Here is a 20,124-nt window from a genome sequence, read left to right as displayed (position 1 = left end):
GCATCATCAACGTCAAAGGCGCCGATATCACCATCGCGACCCGCCACGAACAAGACTACATTTCTTTGACCGACATGGTGAAGCATTTTGGCGACGAGATCATCCTTTACAACTGGCTAAGAAACCGTAACACGATTGAGTTTCTTGGCATCTGGGAACAGCTTTACAACGTCAACTTTAAACCTATCGAATTCGACAGGTTTAGAAACCTGGCAGGCCTGAATAGCTTTACTTTGTCGCCCAAAAAATGGATCGAAGCCACAGCCGCGATCGGTATTTACGCCAAGTCAGGGCGCGGTGGCGGTACTTATGCGCACAGAGACATTGCCTTTGAATTCGGCTCCTGGCTGAGTCCGGAGTTCAAGCTGTACCTTATCAAGGAATTCCAGCGCCTCAAGGATGAAGAATCCCGTGCAACATCTCTGGAATGGAACTTTCAGCGCACTTTGTCCAAGGTCAATTACAAAATCCATACCGATGCCATCAAAGAGCGACTTGTCCCGCCGCGCTTGACACCAACACAGACAAGCATCATCTACGCCAGTGAAGCAGATTTGCTCAACGTTGCCCTGTTTGGTTTTACAGCTGCTCAGTGGCGGCAAGACAACCCGGATCAGAGCGGCAACATGCGCGATGCCGCCACCCTTGAACAACTGGTGGTACTGTCAAACTTGGAAAGCATTAACGCGGTATTCATTCACCAGGGATTGGTTTCAAAAGACCGGCTGGTGCAACTCAACGCCATTGCCATCACGCAGATGCGTTCGCTGATTGGCTTGAACGCAATGCAACAACTGGCAAACCCTGGCCCATGAAAAAGATTGCCAAATGACCGAACCCACCATCATCTGCCCCAACTGCAGGACAGAAATCAAGCTCACCGAGTCGCTGGCTGCGCCGCTGATTGCCGCGACCCGCCAGCAGTTCGAGGTGCAACTGGCGCAAAAAGACCGCGACATGGCCGAGCGCGAAAGTGCCATGCGCGAAAAGGAAAAGGCGCTGACGGATGCCAAACGTGATCTGGACGAACAGGTGGCCGACCAGGTTGCCAGTCAGCTCAAACTTGAACGCACCCGCGTCGCTGCGGAAGAAGCCAAAAAAGCCAAGGCCGCATCGGCCAACGAGCTGGACGCCAAAGCCCGCGAACTGGCAGAGCTGCAAGATGTGCTCAAGGAGCGCGACATCAAACTGGCTGAAGCCCAAAAAGCGCAGGCTGAGTTGATCAAAAAGCAGCGCGAGCTGGACGACGCCAAACGCGAGCTGGACCTGACCATTGAAAAACGCGTGCAAGACGGCCTGGGCGAAGTGCGCAGCCTGGCCAAACGTGAAGCCGAAGACAGCATGAAGCTGCGAGTTGCCGAAAAAGATCAGACCATCGCATCCATGCAGCAAAAGATTGAAGAACTCAAGCAAAAAGCCGAGCAAGGTTCACAGCAACTGCAGGGCGAAGTGCAAGAGCTGGAACTGGAAAACCTGTTGCGAGCCAAGTTTCCGTTTGACCTGATCGAGCCGGTGCCTAAAGGCGAGTTTGGCGGCGATGCCCTGCACCGCGTCAACAGCCAGAGCGGCACGCCCTGCGGCAGTATTTTGTGGGAATCCAAACGCACCCGCAACTGGAGCGACGGTTGGCTGTCCAAGCTGCGTGAAGACCAGCGCAGTGCCAAAGCCGAGGTCTGCGTGCTGGTCAGCCAGGCACTGCCCAAGGGCGTGGAAAGTTTTGACTTGGTGGACGGCGTGTGGATCGCGTCGCCACGCGTGGCCATCCCCGTGGCCATCATGCTGCGCCAGGCGCTGCTGCAAATCAGCCAGACCCGCGCCTTGAGCGAAGGCCAACAAACCAAGACCGAGATGGTTTACCAGTACCTCACCGGCCCGCGCTTCCGGCACCGCGTGGAGGCGATTGTGGAAGCCTTTTCCAACATGCAGGACGACCTGGACAAGGAGCGCAAAGTCATCATGAAACAATGGGCCAAGCGCCAGGAGCAGATTGAGCGCGTGATGGGCGCGACGGTGGGCATGTATGGGGATTTGCAGGGGATTGCGGGGAAGTCGTTGCAAGAAATTGAGGGGCTGGAATTGCCTGCGCTCGACTTCAACCCGGATTAAAGGAGTCAAAATGCTCGAACGAATTTCTGATATTCAGGGGATAGGTCTATTGCATCAGGCGAATGGGAAGCCTCATACCTGTCACAGGGCAACACTGATCTACGCGGACAACGGGCGAGGAAAATCGACGCTGGCCACGACCATTCGCTCTGTATCAACAGGAAACGCTGCTTTGATTTCCGCATACAAAACGATCGATGGGACGTTACCGCCAAAAGTCGTGCTCCAGTTTGGAAGCGGGCACAAAGTCAACTTTGTGAATGGAGTTTGGTCTGAAAAGCGACCGGAAATCCTGGTTTTTGACGCAGAGTTCATTGGGCGCAACGTTCATTCCGGTGGTGCGGTGAGCACAGATCATCGAAAGAACCTGCTTGAGTTTGCTCTCGGCGAAGCGGCAGTTGCCGCTCGGACGGCAGTTGACGCAGCAACGACAGCATCGAAGGCAGCTTCCGATCTAGTCACAAGTCTAATAAGCCAGTTGTCTGGACACCACCCAGGCATGTTGCTTCAGCAGTTTGAGCAACTTCCAGATGAATTCGATATCGACACTAAAGTCGCTGAGCTGAATAAGCGCATCCTCGCAGCCAGCAATGTTGCGGCGATCCAAGTGAAGCAGATCCCCAAGGCAGCTACGGAGCCTTCATTTGACCTGGACGACATGTTTGCGGGACTCGCTCTTTCTCTGAAGGATGTACATGCGGACGCCGAACAAATCGTAAAGCAGCACGTTGCAAAACTAGGCGGCAAAGGCGCGGAGGGTTGGTTGAGTCAAGGCCTCCATTTCGGTGACGGTTTTTCGTGCCCTTTTTGTGATCAGGACGTTTCCAGTAATCAACTCGTGAGTGCGTATCAAGCTCACTTCAACGCAGCATATGCCGCCCTGAAGAGTACGGTTGCCGGACTGCAAGAAAAGGTTGCTGCTGGCATGGCAGACAGCGTCATTGAAGGCATAGGGAAGAGCGTCGGTATAGCTGCTGCACAAGCGGCCGCGTGGGCGGAACACGTACAGACTAAAAATATTATTTTTGATTTTGAAACAGCCAATGCATCCCTGAAGGCCCTCCGGGAGTTCTTGCTGGAGTTGACTCGCAAAAAGCAGAGCGAACCGCTTGAAGCATTGGGAAGTGCAGAGGACAAGACGAAGGCTGTAGGGTTATGGGAGCAAGTCTTGACTCCGATTCGTGAGGCGAATGCCGCTATACAGATGGCCGAAGGCCTGATTTCCACGTACAAGATACAACTTGACGGTGAGAATGCTGTGCAGTTGCAGCAGCAGGTTCTCAGGCTTCAGGCCATCAAACGCAGGTATGACCCTCAAGTCGTCACACTTCTCGTACAGCTCGCAACCGCACGAACAGGCGTAAACAGCGCTGACAAGACAAAAAAGGCTGCCCGTGAAAACCTCGACAGCCTTATGACCTCGACACTGGGCAGGTATCAAACGTCAATCAATACTCTCTTGAAGAACTTTGGCGCTTCATTCAGCATCAAGGGGATGAGTGCCAACTTTAGGGGCAATGCTCCACGTAGCGATTACGGATTGTTGTTACGGGGCAAGGACGTTGCGTTGGAAGGCGGTTCGCCGTCGTTTGCCACAGCTCTTAGTGAGGGGGATAAGCGGACTCTGGCATTTGCGTTCTTTGTTGCCAGCACGCTGGTAGATCCAAAGCTGGCGAGTCGTGTCGTAGTCGTTGACGACCCCATGTGCAGCCTCGATTTGAATCGCAGGCATCACACTCGTACGGTACTTCGGAAAATTTACGCCAAGGCTGAGCAACTTATCGTGCTGGCACATGATCCGTACTTCCTTCGTGATCTTCGCGATGCGCTAAAGAAAGACGACAGCACAGCGCCGATAGCAATGTTTCAGCTCACCGCCGCTCCTCAAAACTACACCGACTTTGCTTCGTTGGACATAGACCAGGAGTGTGAATCGGACTATGCGAGACACCACAGGTTGCTCAACAATTTTTCTATTGGAAATGGCGGTGATCCCGCCATGGTGGCCAAAGCAGTGCGCCCAATGCTTGAAGGCTATCTGCACCGGCGATTCCCAGGACTTGTTCCCAAGGGTTTGATGTTCGGTCAAGTGGTCGTTCATATCCGTGACTCTATGACTCCAAGCCCTTTGTGCCATGCGGCGAATTTGGTGGACGAGTTGAATGAAATTAATGACTATGTTGGTCAATTTCATCATGACACCATCCCGGATGCAGATGCTGCCTCCATCTCGGCACCTGAGCTGAAAACGTTTGTGGATCGCGCATTGTGCGTGGTCCACAAGGGTGCTCCAGCCTAGTCCCCAGCGCATAGAAGAGTGATCTGATAGCCCGTATGACAAAGCAACAAAAACTAGAACTCACCTGGATCGGCAAGGACCAACGACCGCGACTGGAGCCGCGCATTTTGCTGGAAGACCCGAAGCGCAGTTATCACGCGAAGCAGCGGGTGACGGACAAAGATATTTTTGACAACCGGCTCATCAAGGGCGACAACCTGCTGGCGCTGAAAGCGCTGGAGGCGGAGTTTGCGGGCAAGGTGAAGTGTGTGTTCATTGACCCGCCGTACAACACCGGCAGCGCTTTTGAGCACTACGACGACGGACTGGAGCATTCGATCTGGCTGGGGCTGATGCGGGATCGGCTGGAGATTATTCGCCGTTTGCTGGCTGACGATGGTTCGCTGTGGATAACGATTGACGACAACGAGGCGCACTATCTCAAGGTGATGTGCGACGAGGTGTTTGGGCGTCGGAATTTTGTTGCCAATATGATTTGGGAGAAGCGGACTTCGCGTGAGAATCGACGGGCTTTTTCATTCAACCATGATCATTTGCTGGTATACGGAAAAATCAAGACAAGTTTCGAAAGCGTACGTAATCCGCTGGGACTAACGTCGGAGGTGCTCGCACGCTACAAAAACCCAGACAACGACTCACGAGGACCTTGGCAATCTGTGTCGGTAAACGCGCAGGCTGGTCATGCTACTGCGAGTCAGTTTTACACGTTGAGACTGCCATCTGGCCGAGAAATTGAACCGCCCAAGGGGCGCTGCTGGCTCTACACGAAAGGTCGCATGGAGCAGGAAGTTGCAGCCAAAAATATCTGGTTTGGCGCCAATGGAGACAACGCGCCGAGAGCAAAGAAATTCTTGAAAGATAACGAGGATAAAGGCTTAACTCCTGAAACCATCTGGCCCGCGTCTGAGGTAAGTACTAACGACGAGGCCAAAAAAAGTTTGCTACAACTCCTCCAAGATGTGTCCGTCTTTGATAACCCGAAGCCGGAGGCATTGCTTGAACGGGTCATTTCTATCGCCACCAATCCAGGTGATCTTGTTTTAGATTCGTTTGGTGGTTCCGGCACCACCGGCGCCGTTGCCCACAAAATGGCCCGCCGCTGGATCATGGTGGAGCTGGGCGAGCATTGCCACACGCACATCGTGCCGCGCCTGCAGAAAGTCATCGACGGGCAAGACCCCGGCGGTGTGACCCAGGCCACCGGCTGGCAGGGCGGCGGCGGCTTTCGGTATTACGAGCTGGCGCCCACGCTGCTGTCCACCGACCGCTGGGGCAATCTGGTCATCAACCCCGAGTACGACGCCGGCATGTTGTCGGCGGCGATGTGCAAGCTCGAAGGCTTTGCCTATGCGCCGTCAGAGACTGTGTGGTGGCAGCAGGGGCGCAGCAGCGAGAGCGACTTTATCTATGTCACCACCCAAACGCTGGGGCCGGGGCAACTCGAAGCCTTGAGCTACGAGGTCGGGCTGGACCCGAACGCCCCGCGCAGCCTGCTGGTGTGTTGTGGCGCCTACCGGGGCGTGACGGCGGCGCAGGCGGCCCAGCGCTGGCCCAACCTGACCCTCAAGAAAATCCCCAAGATGGTCAAAGACCGTTGCGAATGGGGTCATGACGACTACAGCCTGAACGTGGCCAACCTGCCGATGGCGCAGCAGAAGAAGCCAGAGGCCCCGGCGCAGAATGATTTGTTTGGTGGGGATGCGGTATGAAGGTCAAGGCCGTTGTTGCTAATCGATTGAGTGGTCCAGTTTCCGACGCATCGAGTCGGAAATTGGACGCAGTCGACATATTGCCCAATTTTGTGACTGGGTCGCTAAACGCTTTGCGACGGGCTGCAGTTCGGGCACGCCAGGTGGCGGAGCAGACTGGCACAGACTTGATCGTGGTGCGCTCAGGCCAGATCGTCCGTGTTCGACCACAGGACAAAACTATTTCATGAGTCATCGAGAATTTAGCGCTGTTCATTTCCGAGACGCTGTCTCGGATATCGTCGTGCGCAAGAACAAAAAGGGAGAAGCATGAGCCAACGCGAAGTCACTGCCATTGCCGGGCGCCTGAGCCTGCGCCCGCCACAGACCGAGTCGCTGGCCAAGCTGGCCAGCGCCATCGAGGCAGCCCCGGCCATGCTGCAGCACGACCGGGATGCGGCGGACGTGGCGGCCATATTGGCCACGCTCAAAAGCCAGTTCCCGACGCTGCAGGACTTCGAGCGCGATTTTCCGTCGCTGTGTTTTGCGCTGGCCACCGGTGTCGGCAAGACGCGGCTGATGGGCGCGTTCATCAGCTACTTGTATGCGGCGCATGGCATCAAGCACTTTTTTGTGCTGGCGCCCAACCTGACGATTTACGACAAGCTGATTGCCGACTTCACGCCCAACACGCCCAAGTACGTGTTCAAGGGCATCGCCGATTTTGCCGCCTACCCGCCCGAGATCATCACCGGCGACAACTATGAGGAGCGGGCCCAGGCGCTGCATGACTTGCTGTCGCCGGTGACCATTAACATCTTCAACATTGCCAAGATCAGCTCGGAGGTGCGCGGGGGCAGGGCGCCGCGCATCAAGCGGCTGAGCGAGTACATCGGGCAGAGTTATTTTGACTATCTGGCGGCGTTGCCGGACCTGGTGTTGCTGATGGACGAGTCGCACCGCTACCGCGCCAGCGCCGGGGTGCGGGCCATCAATGAGCTGCGGCCCTTGATGGGGCTGGAGCTTACCGCCACGCCTTTTGTAGAGTCCAGCAAAGGGCCGGTGCCGTTCAAAAACGTGGTGATGGACTACCCGCTGGCGCGCGCCATGGAAGACGGTTTTGTCAAGGAGCCCGCCGTGGTGACGCAGCGCAACTTTGACGCCCGCAACATGCCACCGGAAGAGGTGGAACGCGTCAAGTTGCAAGACGGCGTGCGCCTGCACGAGGCGACCAAGGTGGAGCTGAAAACCTACGCCCGCAGCAATGGCGTGAAGGAGGTCAAGCCCTTCATGCTGGTGATTGCGCGCGACACCACGCATGCGGGTGCCTTGCTGGCGCTGGTGCAGTCGGATGCCTTTTTTGCTGGCCGCTATGCGCACAAGGTGATTCAGGTGGACAGCAGCAGAACCGGCGCGGAGGAGGAAGAAATGATCCGCCGCTTGCTGGCCGTGGAAAGTGTGGACGAGCCGACCGAGATCGTGATTCACGTCAACATGCTCAAGGAGGGCTGGGACGTGACCAACCTCTACACCATCGTGCCGCTGCGCGCCGCCAATGCGCGCACGCTGGTGGAGCAGTCCATTGGCCGCGGCCTGCGCCTGCCCTACGGCAAGCGCACCGGGGTGGATGCGGTGGACCGGCTCAACATCATTGCGCATGACCGGTTTCAGGACATCATCGACGACGCCAACCGGGCCGATTCACCAATCAAGCTCAAGACCCTGATTCTGGAAGCGCCCGATGCGGCGGGTGACGGACTGCAGAGCCTGACGGTGGCTTCCAATTTGGCGCAAGCCTTGGGGCTGAATCAGCAGGAGAACGCGTCTGAACTTGCTGATGTGACCACCCAGACTGCGGTCACTGGTTCGACCACGCCTGTGTTCAGCACGTCGCATGAGCGACAAACTGCGGCGGTGGTGATGCAGGTGCTGGCCGAGTACGAGCTTCGGCCAGGCGATGCGCCCAGCCGCCAGGCTTTGCTGAGCCCGGCGCTGCAGGCCCGTTTGACCGAAGCGGTGAAAGAAAAACTGCCGCCCGTGCAGCCCAGCGTGTTGGTAGGCGAAGATGCGCCGCCAGAGCTGGATGTGGCCGAGGTGGTGCGCCGCACGGTGGAAGAAGCGGTGAAGCAGACCATTGATATACCGCGCATTGCCGTGGTGCCCCAAGGGGTGGTGACGAGCGGCTTCAGGCCTTTCACGCTGGACGTGGCAGGCCTGCACTTGCAGCCCAAAGACCGCTCATTGGTGGGGCAAGCTTTGCGCACGCATGTGCAGTTCACGTTGTCGGCACAAAGCGGCAAACCGATGCAGCGGCTGGAAGACTACATTGTTCATGCGCTCAGCGAATTTGACGACATTGACTACACCGCCCATGCCAGCCTGCTGTACGACCTGTCTGGGCAAATGGTGGCGCACCTGCAAAGCTACCTGAGTGAGGAAAGCGAGGTGCGCAATGTGCTGGACCTGGACCGGCAACTGATCGCCAACAACATCCATGCGCAAATGATGAGCCACTTTTACGAGTCGGCTACTGGTTATGCGGTGGTGGTACGGCGTGGTTATACGGCGCTGAAGGAGTCCACCTACAGCGTGAGTCTGGCTGAGCCGGTGCGTGACTTCCGCCAAACGGTGGATGAGCCTGGCCGCATCAAGCAAATGGTGTTCGGTCATTTCTCGCGCTGCCTGTACCCGCTGCAAAAGTTTGATTCCGACACCGAGCGCCGTTTTGCTGTGATTCTGGAGCGCGATGCCGACAAATGGTTCAAGCCCGCCAAAGGGCAGTTTCACATGGTGTACAAGCTGGGCGCGGAGCAATCCGAGTACGTGCCAGACTTTGTGGTGGCAACCGCTCACCACAAGTTGATGGTGGAAACCAAGGCGCGCAATGAATTGGGCGCGGACGATGTCAAGGCCAAAGCCCGGGCCGGTGCGCTGTGGTGCCAACATGCGTCAGACCACGCGCGCACAAATGGCACCCAGCCCTGGCGCTACCTGCTCATTCCCCACGACCAGGTGACGGAGGACAAGCGTCTGATGGACTATTTGGCTTTTGCGCAAGCCTGACTTGGCTGCTACAGCAAGCGCCCCCAGTGCTGCGCCAGCCATTCCTTGAGCTTGAATTTCAAGGGCCGATTGGCCCAGGCCTGCGGCGTGATGCGCTGGGAGGCGTCCAGGTCCTGCTGGTGCATGGCCTGCATCTGGGCGGCAAATTCGCGCCCCAGAATCACGGCGTTGACCTCGTCGTTGTCCAGAAAGCTGCGCCAGTCCAGGTTGGTCGAGCCCACGGTGGACCAGACGCCATCGATCACCGCGGTTTTGGCGTGCAGCAGGGCGCCCTGACGCTCATAAATCTGCACGCCGCCCGCCAGTAATTCGGCGTAATGGGCACGGCCGGCGTGAAAGACCAGCTCGGAGTCGGAATGGCTGGGCAAAATCAGTTGCACCTGCACCCCGCGCGCGGCCGCATCGGTGAGCGCTTTCAGCAGTTGCGGGTCGGGCACAAAGTAGGCGTTGGTGAGGTGGGCAAACTTTTCGGCATTGCCGATGGCCGAGATCAGCGTCAGGTAGATCAGGCTGTAGGGGTCGTCGGGGGTGCTGCCAATGGCGCGCACGATGTCCTTGCCCTGCGCTGTGAGCTTTGGAAAGTAATTTTTGGCGGCCAGCGCCGGGCCTTTTTGTTTTTCCCAGGTTTGCAAAAAAAGTTTCTGGAATTCCGCCACCACCGGACCCTCGATTTGCAGGTCGGTGTCGCGCCACGCCACCCCTTCGGCAGGGGGCTTGATGAGCCGTTGCAGCACCGCCGACCCCGAGGTATAAACATTGCTAATGTTGATGCCGCCCAGAATCACCGAGCGGCCATCGACGATCAGCAGCTTGCGGTGATCCCGGTTGTAGATTTGCCAGGGGCCTTTGGCGGTGAGCGGGTTGATGGGGTTGAATTCCAGCACCGCAATGCCGGCTTTTGTGAGGCGCTCAAAAAATGCTTTGGGGGTGTTGATGCCGCCCACGCTGTCATAGATCAGGTTGACCTGCACGCCGCGCGCCTGGGCTTGCAGCAATAAATCAGAAAATTCCTCGCCGGTGGCATCGTCCTCGATGATGTAGGTTTCCAGGTTGATGTGGTTTTTGGCCTGGCGGATGGCGCCAAACATGGCGGCGTAAGTGGCCGCACCATCCTGCAGCAGGCCAACCTTGTTGCCCAGCACCAGAGGGCTGTCGCTGATGGCCTGCTCCAGCGCCATTTGTCTGTCGAGGATGTCAAGGTTGCCTGACTTGCGCTGCAACTCGGCCAGGATGGCGGCATTTCTTTTGGCCGAGACCGGGCCGCGCGCAGTCTCGAAGTTGGTTTCCTGCGCGCTGTGACGCGCAATCAGGGCATCGGTGTCGGGCAAGGTGGCACAGCCCGCCGCGCCCAAGCCCGCCACCAGCACCAGCAAAAATTGATTGAGAATTCTCAGCATCATTTTTTCCCCTGTAACCATTGCACACAATCACTGTCCTGGCCGGGCCCGGCATCAACCAGCGGGATCAGGGCCAGCAGCGGGTTGATGACACCCAGTGCCAGCGCGCCCAGGGCGCGCGCTGCCATACGGGTTGGGTCCACCCGGATGATGGGCTTGGCGAAATTGCCGCTGATGTGGATCGGGCTGCGCAAGGCCAGCGGGCTGGTGTTTTTGGTTTTCTGGTTCAGGGTCAAGTCCAGCTTTTCCTGCGCCAGGTCGATGTTGCCAGAGCCCAGCAGCGTGGTCACTTCGGTGTCGAGCAGCAAGGTGTTGGCATGCATGTTGCCGGCTTTGACGTCGAAGTTGGCCACCGCACAGCGCAGTTTGATTTGTTTGTCGCCGGTCAGCGTCAGCCGGAATATTTCCCAGAGGTGCAGGCCGGCTTTTTCCATCGTCATCTGGCTGATCTCGCCACCCGACACCAGCAAGCCAACCGTGCCATCGGCATGGGCCAGCATGCTGCCCACCGAATTGCCGCTGCCGGCCAGCTTGATCTGGCCGCCGATCTGGCTGCTGCTGGCTTTGCCTTTTTGATCGGCTGGCAGCAATTTGGCCAGCGCCAGCCGTTTCAGTTGCAGCTGGGCCTTCGCCTGTATCGGGTTTTTACGGCCGTCCAGCATGATCACGGCATTGATCTGCCCTCCTGCCACGCCAAACTGGAGCGGATCCAGTGTCAGCACCGAATCTTTCAGGCTCAAATGGGTGCTGAGCGCCTCCAGCGGCATGTAACTGGCCTTGCGCATGGATTGGGCGCTGAACTTGACCTCGGCATCTACGGAATCCCAATTTGCAAATTTGAAGGGTAAATCTGGCATGACCCGCTTGGATTGAGGTGTGACAGCCCCGGCCGGTCCGGTCTGCTCAACGGCTTTGGTCGCTGCCTGCAGTTTTCCAGGGCGTGCGCCAATGACCGGGCCCAGGTCTTCCAGAGTGAGTTGGTTCGAGACCAGATCAGCGGTGAGCAAAGGACGTTTGCCGCCTGTCTTGACCTGCCACCACCCGACCAGATCGCTGGTGCCCACCCGCCCCGAGAACGCGTCGTAGCGCAGGGTGTTGCCCTTGCGCACCAGATGTCCCTGGGCGACATAGTCGCGCGTGGCGGGCAGGGCGATGCCGGTCAGGATAAATAGCTGGTTCAGGTTGTCGCCGCTGAGTGCCAGCTGCATGTCAATCGCACTGAACTTCATCAGGCTGGTGACGTGACCCTCGGCCTGAATGCGGGTTTGGCCCACAGTGGTGTCAATGGTCAGGCCATAGGGTGTGTTTTCATCAAGCAGTGCCAGCACCGAATCTCCCAAGCCCTTGGCGACAAGGGGCAGGCCTTTGAATTTGCCCTTGGCGACGAAGTTCACCCCGGAGTCGCTTTGGCTGCCCGCGGACGCAGAGACGGTCGAGAGTTCGGCGCGAATGCTGGTTTTGTCCGCTGTGTCGTCATAACCAATGACACCCTGGTCGAGCGTGAGACGGTCTATGTCGATGCGGGCGTTGTCGTTTTGCTGGTTCTGGTCCAGTAGCCAGGTTTTGCGGCCATCGGCGTGGCGCTGCAGAAAAACAAGGGGCTTGACCAGGTGCAGGTCGGATATCTTCAGGCGTTGCGCCAGCAATTGCGGCAAGTGGATGGAAAACGCCACCTCATCAGCCGTCAGCATGTGGGCCTGTGCCGCCCAGGCCGGATTGGCAAAAGAGACCTGCCGGGCTTGCACGCGCGGCCAGGGCCAGCCCAAGGCCACATCGAGGTCGCCTTTGATCAGCAGTACCCGTCCGGTTTGCTCGAACACTTTCTTTTCAAGCGGCGCGCGCAACCAGTTCCAGCCAAACAGGGCGAAAAACAAGACAGCCGCGATGACCAGGGCCAGCATCACACTGGCTGTCCATTTGAGCGTACGCAACAAGATCGTGGCAGGGGATTGCAAAGGGAAACCCTATGAATTGAGGAAATGGAAACGAAGTTCAAGTTTACTTGGACGTATGGACCTGGTCAGTGCGCTGACGCACTGACCAGGTCACCCCAAAGCACGATGATGCCCTCTTTAACCCCTGGAGAAAGTTGCAATGAAACACATCAACATGGTTCGAACTTTGGTGCTGTCCGTGGCGCTGGCGGCTGGCACAGCAGCCTTTGCCCAGATCAGTTTCAACATTGTGGTGGCGCCGCCCGCGCCCATGTATGAAACGGTGCCCGTGATGCAGCCTGGCTACATCTGGGCGCCCGGTTACTGGGCCTGGAACAACGACCGTCATGTCTGGGTGCGCGGCCGCACCATCGTGCAGCGCGACGGCTACCGCTGGGCACCCGACCGCTGGGAACAGCAGGGCGGGTCGTATGTCCGACAGCCGGGTCGCTGGGAGCGCAGCCTGGAGGCCAGGCCGATCAAGTACCAAAAAATGAAAAAGCCAAAACACAATAATGGCCGTCGTAACAACGGCAAGAACGGGTAAGGCAATATGAAAGACGCCCCGTGATCCGATAGGCGGATCACGGGGCGACAAGCTTTTTGGTCAAGCTCAGGCGCAGGGCGGGTTCACCACTAATTCTTGCGGAACCACGTTGGCGTGGCCTTTGCGTCGTTGTGGATGAGATATTGGTTCATGACGCGTTCTGATCAGGGCCGAACGACAATTTCGTTTCTGACAGACTTCACGTTGTTGACACCGCGGGCAATGCTTTCAGCCGCGCTTTTCTCTGTCTGGCTTTTGGCAAAACCCGACAGCATCACGGTGCCGTTCAGGGTTTCAACGCTGATGGAAGTGGCACTGACCAGCTTGCTTTCAGCCATGCGGGCTTTGATCAAGGTCGTGATGCCGGTGTCGTCCACATAAGCACCCATAGTTTCCTGGCCACGGCTAACGGCACAACCGGCAGTGGTGAGAAGAGCGGCAGCCATCATGGCTGCGACGAGAGTGGTTCGAATTTGCATATAAAACTCCATGGGTTATTGATGGTGTTAGCCCCACCACCTATGGGCGAAACGCCGGGCCAATCCCGGTCGATAGCTTGACTTTATGATGTGACCGCCCTGGCGTCGGTGCGCTGGCGCACCCAAGGTATTCAAAAATTCTTGCGCTCACTCCTGCGGCTGATACGCTGGAAATGGCGGGCCGAGCAGAGCGGACCCAAATGGTGTAACGTAAAAGACCGCTTTTGAAGCGGTGGAGCGTTGATGCATTGCAATACGTTGAGGAGATTGACATGGCCTTGTTTGTGATCGAACGCAATTTTGCCGAGCAGTTGGCGCTCACCAAAGAAGACGCGCGACTGGTGCAGGAAATCAACGACGACGCCGGCGTGCACTGGCTGTTCTCTTTCCTGTCGGCCGACAAGAAGAAGACCTATTGCCTGTACGAGGCGTCCAACGCCGAGGCTATCCGTGAAGCCGCGCGTCGTGCCGGACTGCCTGCCGACGTGATCGTCGAGGTCAGTGAACTGCGGCCGCAAGCGTTCAATTGAGCCCCCCAGCGGACGGGCTTGCGGGGATATGGAACACGATCGCAGTTTCATAGGAAGGCAGCGTGAGCTTGACGCCTTGCAGGCGGCACTGGCGCGTGCAGTTGCCGGGCAACCCGGTGTCGTGCTGCTCACCGGGGAGCCCGGTATTGGCAAGACCCGTACCGCGCAAGAGATGGTCGCACATGCCGGTCGCCTGAATGTGCTGGCACTTTGGGGGCGCTGCCCGGAGGAGCCGGGTGCGCCCCCTTATTGGCCATGGCTACAGATGATTCGACGCTACATCTCGCTGCAGGACGAGAACGTGCTGGGTGCGATGCTTGGTTCCGCCGCCGCGTATGTGGCTGCGTTGGACCCAGAGCAGCTTGGCCGGCTCGGCGTTGACCGGCCCGTGCCGCCTGAGAGCGACGCTGCCAAGGCGCGTTTTCGCTTCTTCGACGCCATCGCAGGTTTCTGGCGGCGCGCTGCCGCACGCCAGCCGCTGTTGCTGGTGATCGACGATTTGCATCGGGCTGACGTGCCGTCATTGCGCCTGCTCGAATTCATCATGGCCGAGACCGAGACCAGCCGGCTGATGCTGCTTGGCACCTACCGCGACGCCGAGGTGACACGGCAACACCCGCTGTCGGACACTCTGGCGGAGTTGCACCGGCATGCCGCGGTCCAGCGTTTTCTGCTGGGCGGCTTCAGCCCGGCCGAGACCGCCCGGTTTGTCGCCACGGCCGACGCTGCCGCCTCGAGCGAATTGGCTGCTGCGCTGCACGAACAGACCGAAGGCCACCCCTTGTTCCTGGCAGAACTGGTGCTGGATCGCAACCAGCTGCGGGTCCCGGGTGTGTCGACGGCCCGAACGGGTAGTCGCGCGGTACCCAAAGGCGTGCGCGAAGCCATTGGTGTGCGCTTGAACCGCTTGAGCCCATCGTGTCTGCGCGTGCTCCAGCATGCCGCGGTGTTCGGCCGCGAGTTCCGGCTTGAACTGCTGCAGCGGGTGCTGGCGGACCTGACGGAAGACGACTGCCTGGCCGCCCTGACCGAGGCCCGGGCAGTCAGCCTGATCGACGCGCTGGCCGAGCCTGGCGGCTACCAGTTTGCCCACGCCCTGGTGCGCGACACCTTGTACGACGAACTGCCCGCGGCACAACGGGCGCGCTGGCACCAGCGCATCGGGCAGGCGTTGGAGATGCAGTACCAGGATGACCTCACGCCCTGCCTGTCTGCGCTGGCACACCACTATCAGGCTGCCGGCACGGCCGGTGATGTCAGCAAGGCCATCGACTATGCCACCCGGGCCGCCGAGCGTGCGGCGGCGATGCAGGCGCACGAAGAAGCGTCGCGCCATTACCAGCGGGCCTGCGATCTGTTGCCAGTGGGCCCCGTCACTGATGCCCAGCGCTGCCGCCTGCTGCTGGGTCTGGGCAACGCCCAGAACAGCGCCGGCGCCAGTGAACTGGCGCTCGCCACCTTTACGAATGCGGCCGGCTGCGCAAGGCGCCTCGGTGATGCCTCGTTGCTGGCACGCGCGGCCATCGGCTTCGGCGATGCGCAGTGGCGTCTGGGCAGCGAGGGCTCGCCGGCGGTCGTGCTGATCCGCGAGGCACTGGCGCGGGTCGCGCCAGCCGATGTGCGCGCCCGCACGGCGCTGCTGACCGCGTTGTGCCAGGCCCTGCTGTTTTCGAATCAACCCGACGCGGCCGAGACGGTGTTTCGGCAGGCGGTTGCCCTTGCGCGCGAACTGGACGACCCGTTGATGCTGTTCCGGGCACTGTGCGCCATCCTGCCCGGGCGCTGGTTCCCCGACCGGCTGGCATTGCGCATTGAAGCCGCGCGCGAGGCGACGGAACTGGTGCAGCGCGCCGGGCACCCGGAATGGTTGACGCCCTACCTTTCGGGCTGGCATACCGGCGACCTGATGGAGTCGGGTGACACGGTGGCGGCCACGGCCACCGCCAGCTTTCATCTCGTCAGCGGCGAGACCATGCGCGAGCCCTTCAACCAGGCCGTGGCCCTGGCTGCCCTGGCGATGATCGCCACGCACGAAGGACGCTTTGCCGAGGCCGAAGCGCTGGCCGTCCAGGCGCTGCGTTGCGGTCAGCGCTTCGATCATGCCAATGCGGCCGGCATTTTCGGGGTCCAGATGTTCACGCTGCGCCGCCATCAGGGGCGGCTGGGCGAGCTGGCACCGGTTCTCCGGCAGTTTCTGGGCAAAACCTCGCCCAGCGGGACCTGGCATCCGGGTCTGGCCGTGCTGCACTGTGAACTCGGTGCCCGCGACGACGCCCGCGCCGTTTTCGACAAACTCGCCGCCAGCGGCTTTGCCGCCATGCCACATGACGCGATCCGGATCGCCAGCCTGGCTTACCTGGCCGAGGTTTGCGCCTGGCTTGGCGACACGGTGCGCGCGGCCACGCTGTTCGACCTGCTGCTGCCCTATGCCGGGCGCAACCTGGTTTTCGGCGCGCACACCGCGTCGTTTGGCGCCGCTGCGCGCTTGCTCGGCATGCTGGCGACGACGCTGCAGCGCTGGGATGTGGCTCAGCAGCAGTTTGAGTTCGCCATGCAATTCGACCAGCGCAGCGGCGGCCGGCCGTGGCTGGCCCATTCGCACCACGCGTATGCGGCGATGCTGTTGCGCAGAGGGGGCAGCGCTGACCGGGAGCGTGCCTTGTCCTTACTGGAGGCCGCTCTGGCTGAGGCCCGCCAATTGGGTATGGCGGCGCTGGAACAAGCTGTCCTCAGTACGCAAGCGGATGCTGCCGGCGCCGCGCCGCTGCCGTCGGTGGCCGGCTTGTCACCGCGCGAGGTGCAGGTGCTGCGGCTGGTGGCTGCCGGCAAGACCAATCAGGAAATCGCGACAACCCTGTTTCGCAGCCAGAACACGGTCGCCAATCATGTGCGCAACATCCTCGGCAAGACGCAGGCGGCCAACCGGACCGAAGCGTCCGCGTTCGCGCTTCGTCATGGATTGTTGAAGCCGGAATAGTCATTTCTGACCATTGCGCAATTCGGCGCGGCGTCGAAGAATGATTGCATCACAACCCTGAAGGAGTAGCTGCCATGACGATCGAACTGAAGGCCGCCGACGGCGGCGTGGTGCAGGTTTCCCCCGAAATCCTGCAGGCATTCAAGGCCGGCTTTGCAGGCGCCGTGCTCGGGCCGGACGACCCGGCCTTTGATGAGACGCGCAAGATATGGAATGCCATGATCGACCGTCGCCCCGGCCTGATCCTGCGCTGCAGCGGCACCGCGGACATCGTCCAGGCGGTGCGCTTTGCGCGCCAGCATCAGTTTCTGATTTCGGTGCGCGGCGGCGGTCACAACATCGCGGGGCTGGCGGTTTGCGACGGCGGCGTGATGATTGACCTGTCACTGATGAAGGGCGTCTGGGTCGATCCCGTGGCGCGCACGGCACGCGCGCAGCCCGGCTGCACGCTGGGCAACCTCGATCGCGAAACCCAGCTGCACGGCCTGGCGGCGGTGCTCGGCTTTGTCTCGGCCACCGGCATCGCCGGTCTCACCGTGGGCGGCGGCTTTGGTTATTTGACGCGCCAGTACGGCTGGACCTGCGACAACCTGGTCTCGATGGAGGTTGTCACCGCCGATGGCACGCTGGTGCGGACGGCGGCCGACGAGAATGCTGATCTGTTCTGGGCGCTGCGCGGCGGCAGCGGCAATTTCGGCATCGTCACCTCGTTCGAGTACCGCCTGTTCCCGGTGGGCCCCGAGATCCTTGGCGGGGCGATTGCCTGGCGCGCCGAAGACGCCAAGGAAGTGCTTGATTTCTATCGCCAGTTCACCGCCTCGGCGTCACGCGAAACCACTTGCGTTGCCGTGCTGCGCATCGCGCCGCCCGCGCCCTGGCTGCCCAAAGACATCCATGGCAAGCCGATCATCGCCATCTTTGTCTGCCACAGCGGCAGCATCGAAGCGGGCGAGGCCGTCATTGCCCCGCTGCGCAAATTGGGACGACCGGTGGCCGACATCGTCACGCGCCGGCCCTACACCCAGATGCAGAGCCTGCTCGACGCCACCCAGCCCAAGGGGCGGCGCTACTACTGGAAGTCGCACTATTTGGCGCGCATCGAAGCCCCGGCTGTTGACGTGCTGATTGCGCATGCGAAGCAATTGTGTTCCCCGTTTTCGGCGATTGTCCTGTTCCACCTGCAGGGGGCGCTCGGCGAGCTTGCCGCGGAGCACTCGCCCGCCGGCAATCGCGATGCCGCCTATGTGCTCAACATCACCAGCGCGTGGGAAAGTGCGGCCGACGACGCGGCCAACCTGCGCTGGGCGCGTGACTGCTTCGAGGCCACGCAAGGGTTCTCGACCGGTGGCACCTACATCAACTTCCTGACCGAGGAGGAGGGCTGCCAGCGCATCGAGGCCGCCTACGGCAAACCGATCCTGGCCCGCCTCGCGGCGCTGAAGAAAAAGTACGACCCGGACAATCTTTTCCGGCACACCAAGAACATCACGGCTTGAGCGCCGGCGCGCAAGAATGGTCAATTCTGGTCATGCGCAGCGCGGCGGGCAGCGTTATGGTTGAACCCCAAGGCTGGCGCAATCGGGCGCCGCCGATAACTGAAACTGAAGGAGTAACGTTATGTCATCCACTCTTTATGAACGCCTGGGTGGCGTTGAGCGCATCAGCCAGCTTGCCAGGGATGTGGTCGCCTTGCACTACGCCAACCCGCTGTTCAAGACCCGGTTCGAGCAGGTCAAGGACCGCGGCAAATTGGAGCAGAACGTCAGCGACTTCATCTGTGCCGGCACGGGCGGACCGCAAACCTACAGCGGCAAGGACGTGCTGTCGGCCCACCGGGGCATGAATATCGACGAACAGGAGCTGGTGTCGGCGATCGACGACGTGATGGCGGCGATGACGAAAAACGGCTATGAGCAGGCCGAGAAGAACGACATTCTGGCCATCCTGTATTCGCTCAAGGGCGACGTGGTTCGCGTCTGATGAATAAGAGGGTGTGCAGTCCGTTCACGCGCTGTTGGAGATGACTGCAGACTTGATAACTCACAAGTCAGGCTGAACCGGAACGGATTAAGCTTTGATGTCACTGGAGGTGCATCAATGCAGTCAAGTCATCCAACCGGGCTGTCTCAACTGGTACGCATGCCGGTCGATCATGTGTTGATCGAAGGCATGCTGGAACTCCCCGCCAAACCCTCGGGGCTGGTCCTGTTCGCCCACGGCAGCGGCAGCAGCCGACACAGTCCGCGCAACAATTTTGTCGCCAGGGTATTGCGTGAAACCGGCCTGGGGACGCTGTTGATGGACCTGCTGACCCCGGTGGAAGACCTCGACTACCAGATTCGTTTTGACATCGCGCTATTGACCCGGCGCCTGCTGCTGGCCACCCAATGGGTGCAGCAGAACCCTGAAACAACCAAGCTCCCGATCGGCTATTTTGGTGCCAGCACCGGTGCGGCAGCGGCTCTGCGGGCAGCCGCCGCCATGGGTGACAGGGTCCAGGCCGTGGTGTCGCGCGGTGGTCGTCCTGATCTGGCGGGGCAGCATGACCTGGTCAAGGTGCGGGCACCCACCTTGCTGCTGGTTGGGGGGCTCGATACCGAGGTGATTGAGCTCAACCACGCCGCCTATGCCCTGTTGTCATGCAGCAAGAAGCTCAGCATCGTGCCCGGTGCCACCCATTTGTTTGAGGAGCCCGGCACGCTGGCGCAAGTGGCCAGCCAGGCCGCAGCCTGGTTTGGCCACCATCTGGCGGCGAAGGGCTAAAGCATTGGTGGCTTTGTGTCTTGTTGCAGTGGAATCACAAAACAACTGGATCCGGTCAACTCAAGCCAATGCAGGGCTTCGCCGGCTTGCAGTAATTGCGCGCCCGGCACGGCTGCGGCTTGCAGCGCGTCGGCCGTACTGGCACGGACCAGGATGAAGCGCATGCTGCGCTGCCCGCGCACCAGCGTCAACTCGGCTTTGGGCCAGTGCGAGGGCAGGCAGGGCATGAAGCTGAGGGTTTGGGCGCGCTGACTCAAGCCAAACAGTGACTCGATGGCGGCGCGGTGCAGCCAGGCGGCGGCTCCGGTGTACCAACTCCAGCCGCCGCGCCCCACGTAGGG

15 protein-coding genes are annotated in these 20,124 nt (G+C 60.0%); 11 read left to right on the top strand and 4 right to left on the bottom strand.

Annotated features, from left to right (window positions below; genetic code table 11):
• The first annotated feature begins 2 nt into the window (after positions 1-2).
• The 5 genes from NDI87_RS09680 (at position 3) to NDI87_RS09660 (ending at position 9,156) form a co-directional block, all read left to right on the top strand.
• On the top strand, positions 3-815 hold the full coding sequence (locus NDI87_RS09680) for a KilA-N domain-containing protein (RefSeq protein ID WP_296275003.1): 813 nt from the start codon (positions 3-5) through the stop codon (positions 813-815).
• Positions 816-828: 13 nt separating this feature from the next.
• A complete protein-coding gene (locus tag NDI87_RS09675) occupies positions 829-2,106 on the top strand; it encodes a DUF2130 domain-containing protein (protein WP_296275002.1) in 1,278 nt (425 codons plus the stop codon).
• A gap of 10 nt (positions 2,107-2,116) precedes the next feature.
• Positions 2,117-4,405 carry an AAA family ATPase gene (locus NDI87_RS09670; RefSeq protein ID WP_296275001.1) on the top strand — a complete coding sequence of 763 codons (2,289 nt, stop codon included), beginning with the start codon at positions 2,117-2,119 and terminating at the stop codon, positions 4,403-4,405.
• A 35-nt stretch (positions 4,406-4,440) separates the two neighbouring features.
• Positions 4,441-6,114: a site-specific DNA-methyltransferase gene (locus tag NDI87_RS09665; protein ID WP_296275000.1), complete on the top strand. Its 1,674-nt coding sequence runs from the start codon at positions 4,441-4,443 to the stop codon at positions 6,112-6,114.
• 309 nt (positions 6,115-6,423) lie between these two features.
• The gene (locus NDI87_RS09660; RefSeq protein WP_296274999.1) at positions 6,424-9,156 is read left to right on the top strand and encodes a DEAD/DEAH box helicase family protein; all 2,733 of its coding nucleotides are present in this window, start codon (positions 6,424-6,426) and stop codon (positions 9,154-9,156) included.
• 8 nt (positions 9,157-9,164) lie between these two features.
• Here the strand turns inward: NDI87_RS09660 and NDI87_RS09655 are convergent, their stop codons facing one another.
• Entirely contained in the window at positions 9,165-10,553 is a 1,389-nt protein-coding gene (locus tag NDI87_RS09655) for a phospholipase D-like domain-containing protein (RefSeq protein ID WP_296274998.1), read from the bottom strand.
• Entirely contained in the window at positions 10,553-12,508 is a 1,956-nt protein-coding gene (locus NDI87_RS09650) for an AsmA family protein (protein ID WP_296274997.1), read from the bottom strand. The genes NDI87_RS09655 and NDI87_RS09650 overlap by 1 nt, the downstream gene beginning before the upstream one ends.
• A gap of 139 nt (positions 12,509-12,647) precedes the next feature.
• On the opposite strand from NDI87_RS09650, the gene NDI87_RS09645 reads away from it, so the two are divergent.
• Positions 12,648-13,034 carry a hypothetical protein gene (locus tag NDI87_RS09645; RefSeq protein ID WP_296274996.1) on the top strand — a complete coding sequence of 129 codons (387 nt, stop codon included), beginning with the start codon at positions 12,648-12,650 and terminating at the stop codon, positions 13,032-13,034.
• A gap of 164 nt (positions 13,035-13,198) precedes the next feature.
• Here NDI87_RS09645 and NDI87_RS09640 read toward each other — a convergent pair whose 3' ends face one another.
• On the bottom strand, positions 13,199-13,513 hold the full coding sequence (locus NDI87_RS09640; protein ID WP_296274995.1) for a BON domain-containing protein: 315 nt from the start codon (positions 13,511-13,513) through the stop codon (positions 13,199-13,201).
• 272 nt (positions 13,514-13,785) lie between these two features.
• Between NDI87_RS09640 and NDI87_RS09635 the strand changes: the two genes are divergently transcribed.
• From NDI87_RS09635 to NDI87_RS09615, 5 genes are all read left to right on the top strand, one after another.
• Positions 13,786-14,043 carry a DUF4242 domain-containing protein gene (locus tag NDI87_RS09635; protein WP_296274994.1) on the top strand — a complete coding sequence of 86 codons (258 nt, stop codon included), beginning with the start codon at positions 13,786-13,788 and terminating at the stop codon, positions 14,041-14,043.
• A 28-nt stretch (positions 14,044-14,071) separates the two neighbouring features.
• On the top strand, positions 14,072-17,020 hold the full coding sequence (locus tag NDI87_RS09630) for a helix-turn-helix transcriptional regulator (protein ID WP_296274993.1): 2,949 nt from the start codon (positions 14,072-14,074) through the stop codon (positions 17,018-17,020).
• Between the two features lie 74 nt (positions 17,021-17,094).
• Positions 17,095-18,516: an FAD-binding oxidoreductase gene (locus NDI87_RS09625; protein ID WP_296274992.1), complete on the top strand. Its 1,422-nt coding sequence runs from the start codon at positions 17,095-17,097 to the stop codon at positions 18,514-18,516.
• A 121-nt stretch (positions 18,517-18,637) separates the two neighbouring features.
• Positions 18,638-19,000: a group 1 truncated hemoglobin gene (locus NDI87_RS09620; protein ID WP_296274991.1), complete on the top strand. Its 363-nt coding sequence runs from the start codon at positions 18,638-18,640 to the stop codon at positions 18,998-19,000.
• Positions 19,001-19,117: 117 nt separating this feature from the next.
• The gene (locus tag NDI87_RS09615) at positions 19,118-19,783 is read left to right on the top strand and encodes a dienelactone hydrolase family protein (RefSeq protein ID WP_296274990.1); all 666 of its coding nucleotides are present in this window, start codon (positions 19,118-19,120) and stop codon (positions 19,781-19,783) included.
• Here the strand turns inward: NDI87_RS09615 and NDI87_RS09610 are convergent.
• Positions 19,780-20,124 (bottom strand): hypothetical protein (locus tag NDI87_RS09610; protein ID WP_296274989.1); only part of this gene is annotated, 345 nt, incomplete at its 5' end. The genes NDI87_RS09615 and NDI87_RS09610 overlap by 4 nt on opposite strands.

It is taken from the genome of Rhodoferax sp. (assembly GCF_023701345.1).
Lineage (GTDB): Bacteria > Pseudomonadota > Gammaproteobacteria > Burkholderiales > Burkholderiaceae_C > Rhodoferax.
Note: the sequence above shows the minus strand (reverse complement) of the source record. Positions and strands in the feature narration are given on the sequence as shown.

Excerpts from the sequence above, each read along its gene's own strand:
- NDI87_RS09645 (WP_296274996.1), top strand. The coding sequence starts at position 12,648 with ATGAAACACATCAACATGGTTCGAACTTTGGTGCTGTCCGTGGCGCTG.
- NDI87_RS09630 (WP_296274993.1), top strand. The coding sequence starts at position 14,072 with ATGGAACACGATCGCAGTTTCATAGGAAGGCAGCGTGAGCTTGACGCC.
- NDI87_RS09615 (WP_296274990.1), top strand. The coding sequence starts at position 19,118 with ATGCAGTCAAGTCATCCAACCGGGCTGTCTCAACTGGTACGCATGCCG.
- NDI87_RS09660 (WP_296274999.1), top strand. The coding sequence starts at position 6,424 with ATGAGCCAACGCGAAGTCACTGCCATTGCCGGGCGCCTGAGCCTGCGC.
- NDI87_RS09635 (WP_296274994.1), top strand. The coding sequence starts at position 13,786 with ATGGCCTTGTTTGTGATCGAACGCAATTTTGCCGAGCAGTTGGCGCTC.
- NDI87_RS09665 (WP_296275000.1), top strand. The coding sequence starts at position 4,441 with ATGACAAAGCAACAAAAACTAGAACTCACCTGGATCGGCAAGGACCAA.
- NDI87_RS09640 (WP_296274995.1), bottom strand. The coding sequence starts at position 13,513 with ATGCAAATTCGAACCACTCTCGTCGCAGCCATGATGGCTGCCGCTCTT.
- NDI87_RS09670 (WP_296275001.1), top strand. The coding sequence starts at position 2,117 with ATGCTCGAACGAATTTCTGATATTCAGGGGATAGGTCTATTGCATCAG.
- NDI87_RS09620 (WP_296274991.1), top strand. The coding sequence starts at position 18,638 with ATGTCATCCACTCTTTATGAACGCCTGGGTGGCGTTGAGCGCATCAGC.
- NDI87_RS09675 (WP_296275002.1), top strand. The coding sequence starts at position 829 with ATGACCGAACCCACCATCATCTGCCCCAACTGCAGGACAGAAATCAAG.
- NDI87_RS09655 (WP_296274998.1), bottom strand. The coding sequence starts at position 10,553 with ATGCTGAGAATTCTCAATCAATTTTTGCTGGTGCTGGTGGCGGGCTTG.
- NDI87_RS09625 (WP_296274992.1), top strand. The coding sequence starts at position 17,095 with ATGACGATCGAACTGAAGGCCGCCGACGGCGGCGTGGTGCAGGTTTCC.